This window comes from Eggerthella sp. (assembly GCF_048329335.1).
GTDB classification, from domain to species: Bacteria; Actinomycetota; Coriobacteriia; order Coriobacteriales; family Eggerthellaceae; genus Eggerthella; species Eggerthella lenta.
The window spans coordinates 1-3,174 of sequence record NZ_DBFEGU010000395.1; the positions used below are offsets into that span (position 1 = coordinate 1).

4 protein-coding genes are annotated in these 3,174 nt (G+C 66.3%); 2 read left to right on the plus strand and 2 right to left on the minus strand.

The features are described 5' to 3' along the window. Positions 1 to 94: 94 nt before the first annotated feature. Complete coding sequence (locus ACMO6A_RS12360; protein WP_114516272.1) at positions 95 to 1,153, minus strand: nucleoid-associated protein; 1,059 nt, start codon at positions 1,151 to 1,153, stop codon at positions 95 to 97. A 258-nt stretch (positions 1,154 to 1,411) separates the two neighbouring features. On the opposite strand from ACMO6A_RS12360, the gene ACMO6A_RS12365 reads away from it, so the two are divergent. Together ACMO6A_RS12365 and ACMO6A_RS12370 are read left to right on the plus strand one after the other, a co-directional pair. Next, complete coding sequence (locus ACMO6A_RS12365) at positions 1,412 to 1,798, plus strand: hypothetical protein (RefSeq protein WP_009304414.1); 387 nt, start codon at positions 1,412 to 1,414, stop codon at positions 1,796 to 1,798. After that, on the plus strand, positions 1,795 to 2,289 hold the full coding sequence (locus tag ACMO6A_RS12370) for a type II toxin-antitoxin system VapC family toxin (RefSeq protein WP_009304415.1): 495 nt from the start codon (positions 1,795 to 1,797) through the stop codon (positions 2,287 to 2,289). Before ACMO6A_RS12365 ends, ACMO6A_RS12370 begins: the two co-directional genes overlap by 4 nt. On the opposite strand, the gene ACMO6A_RS12375 is transcribed toward ACMO6A_RS12370, so the two are convergent. After that, positions 2,286 to 3,174: amino acid ABC transporter ATP-binding/permease protein (locus ACMO6A_RS12375; RefSeq protein WP_418471341.1), on the minus strand; the 889-nt coding region annotated here is incomplete at its 5' end. The two genes, ACMO6A_RS12370 and ACMO6A_RS12375, sit on opposite strands and share 4 nt — an antisense overlap.

Below are 3,174 nucleotides of genomic sequence, written 5' to 3' on the forward strand. Positions count from 1 at the left end.
CCTCTGTTTTTCGGGAAGTTCGCTCTATTGTCTCATACGCCGCGCCCACAGGGAAGCGGCGCGGCGGCAGGTCGCAGGATGGGGCCGCGGATCCCTAGCGGTTCTCGATGTGGCCGATGTTCTTGAGCTCGATGTTGATGAGGCCGTTCGGGCCGCTGACGAACTCGATGAAGTCGGGGTTCTCGCCGTACTCGGCCGGAAACGTGATGTCGATGCCCGTGTCGGTGCGGATCTTGTGGCTCTTCGCCACGCGCTTGGCCACGTTCTTCTCCACGACCACGCGCTCGGGCAGCGCCTCGTCGGCAAGCGCCTGCTCGAAGCGCTTCTGCAGCGGCTCGTCCTCGAACACCTCCTCGCCCAGGTCCCACGGGGCAAGCTCGTCGGACTCGTCGGCGTTCTCGGCAACGTAGGCTTTCGCCTTCGACACCGCCACAGCCGCGTTGGCGCCGTACTCCTCGGCAACCTCCTCGACGATGCGCGTCACGGCGTCGAACACCTCTTTGCTGGACGCCTCCATCGAGCATTGCAGCAGGCCGTCGGGAATGAGCCAGCGGTTCTCGCCCGCGATGGCGCGCTCCTTGTCGCAAAACGACACCGACAGCGTCTTCGACTCGATCACCGCGAACGACGCCACCTTCTGCGACGGATTCGGCAGGATGGCGTGATGGCGCGCGATGTCCACGCGCTGCGCGCCGCTCTCGCCGTAGCCCACCTCGTGCATGTAGGCCTGCTTGGCCTCCAGCAGCATGAACGCGAAGTAGCGCTTGCCCTCGCCGCGATACGCCGCCTCGGCCTCGTCATCGGTCATCTCCCGCACCGTGTTGTCGGGATCGTCCTCGAAGTCCACCACCAGCAGGTCGGCCGATTCGGTCTTCTCCATGCGCCCCAGCTCGCCAGCGATGAACTCGGCCACCTGGACGGACAGGTCGACGAACTCGCGCTGGCCGCGGAAGTAGCAGCGCAGCTCCTCGGCGAACATGCTGTTCTCAGCGAACTCGCCGCGCTTGCTGTCGATGTTGCCGAGCGCCTTCTTCGCGTGGCTCGTCACGTAGCGCTTGGCGTTCTTGCTCGAAAGATCGAGCTCCTCCTGGGCGTACACGTTGACGCACGAGACGAAGTCGAAAACGTGCAGGATCGCATGGTTGATCTTCATGAAGCCTCTCCGCTGCTCTCGTAATCCGGAATTTGTCGCGAACGTTCAGGATACCGGAAGCCGGAGCCCGGCGACGCGAAGAACGGAGAATCCCCAGATGCCGTCCCTTCCCGCCCCGCAAACGGGCGCGCGATAGCCCGAGAATGCGAGCGCCCTGCCAAGCGCCGTCGAAGAACCGCCCGCATCTCTGCTCATCCATTTTGCTAGCGATTATGCTATACTTACGTATAGCTCATAGGCTGCTTGAAAGGAGGAACGATGGGTGCCGCTGCCGAGACGATCCAGTTCAACACCCGTATCGAGCGTTCGCTCAAACTTGCCGGAGACGACGTTTTGAAACGCGCCGGATACTCTCCGTCGCAGGCGGTTCGCGCGCTGTGGCGCAAAGCAGCAGGGTGCGGCGAAAACCCCTCGGCCATCGTGAACCTGCTGGAGGACCGTCCCTTGCCAGCGCGCGCGAACGCGAGGATAGAGAGCCCGTCGCAACTCGAAGCGCTTCGCCGCGGACGCGAGGAAGCGGCGCGAGCGTTCGCGGATATGGGCTTCGGAAGCGAAATGCCCTCTTCCGTCGCCTTCGATCCCTACGACCAGCTCATGGAAGAGTTCATACTCGAGCGCCACGGCGAGGAAGGAGTGCGGCCATGAACGGAGCCGCCCCGGTCTTCCTCGTCGATACGAACGTCTGGCTCGACAATTACCTGGGATTTCGCCCAAACCATCGCGCATCGTGCGAATTCCTCGACGAAGCCGTGGAGCGAGGCGCAACGCTCTGCCATGCGGCGACCACGGCGAAGGACGTCCATTTCTTCACCTGCAGCACCCTCAAGAAAGCGGCGCGCGAGAAGGGCGAAGCGGTCGACGAAGCCTTCGCGCTGGCCGCGAACCGCCTAGCCTGGGCGAACCTCGCTAACATGAACGAGGTTTCGACGCTCGTCGGGCTCGACCTATCCGACTTCTGGGTCGCCAGCAAGCTGAGCGCGTTCAACGGGGACATAGAGGACAACCTGATCATGGCATGCGCCGAACGCGCGAAGGCCGACTACATCGTAACGCGCGACAAAGGCCTGCTCAGGAGATCCACCGTGTGCGCGCTCGCGCCCGAGGACGCAACCGCCCTTCTGCGCGCCCGCGGCTAGCGGCCCGCCGCCTGCCCGCGGTCGAAGGCCAGCAGACGTCGGTAGCGCTCGCTCGTGCACGCGAGCTCGTCCGGCGCGCCGTCGAGCGCGATGCGGCCGTCCTCCACGAACACGACGCGGTCCATGGCGTCCACGCCGGCCAGATGGTGGGTGATCATGATCACCGTCTTGCCCGCCAGCGCCTCGAACAGGTCGTCCAGCAGCGCGCGCTCGGTGATAGGATCGAGGCCTACCGTGGGCTCGTCCAGGATGACCACGGGCACGTCCTGCAGCAGCACGCGCGCGAGCGCGACGCGGTGGCGCTCGCCGCCCGAGAAGCGCAGGCCGGCCTCGTCCACCAGCGTGTCCAGGCCGTTCGGCAGCCGCTCGGCCATCGACCGCAGCCCCACCCTGCCCAGCGCGTCCCATACCTCGTCGTCGGTCGCGTCCTCGCGCCCGATGCGCAGGTTGTCGCGCAGCGTCATGTTGAACAGGTAGGTGCGCTGCTGGATGACCCCGATCCACTTCGCCGCCTCGTCGCCGAGGTCGGCCGTGGGCGAGCCGCCCAGCGTCACGCCGCCCGCATCGGGTCGTATGTCGCCGCGCACGAGGGACGCCAGCGTGCTCTTGCCCGCGCCGCTGCGGCCCAGCACGGCCACGCGCTGGCCCTGCGGCACCGTCAGGCTCAGGCCGCGCAGCACGTCACGCGACGTGCCGGGATAGCGGTACTCCGCCCGGTCAACCCGCACGTCGAACGGCGCCTCGGGCACACGCGCGGGCGGCTTCTCCTCGCCGGGGGTCGGCAGGTCGTTCAAACGCGCGATGGAGTCGCGGTAGGCGCCGGCCTCCACCGCCGCCGACGACAAGGGCGAGAACGCATCGATGAGCGGGAAGAAGCCCAGCACG

Coding starts and splice junctions, on each gene's coding strand:
- ACMO6A_RS12360 (WP_114516272.1), bottom strand. CDS start 1,153: ATGAAGATCAACCATGCGATCCTGCACGTTTTCGACTTCGTCTCGTGC.
- ACMO6A_RS12365 (WP_009304414.1), top strand. CDS start 1,412: ATGGGTGCCGCTGCCGAGACGATCCAGTTCAACACCCGTATCGAGCGT.
- ACMO6A_RS12370 (WP_009304415.1), top strand. CDS start 1,795: ATGAACGGAGCCGCCCCGGTCTTCCTCGTCGATACGAACGTCTGGCTC.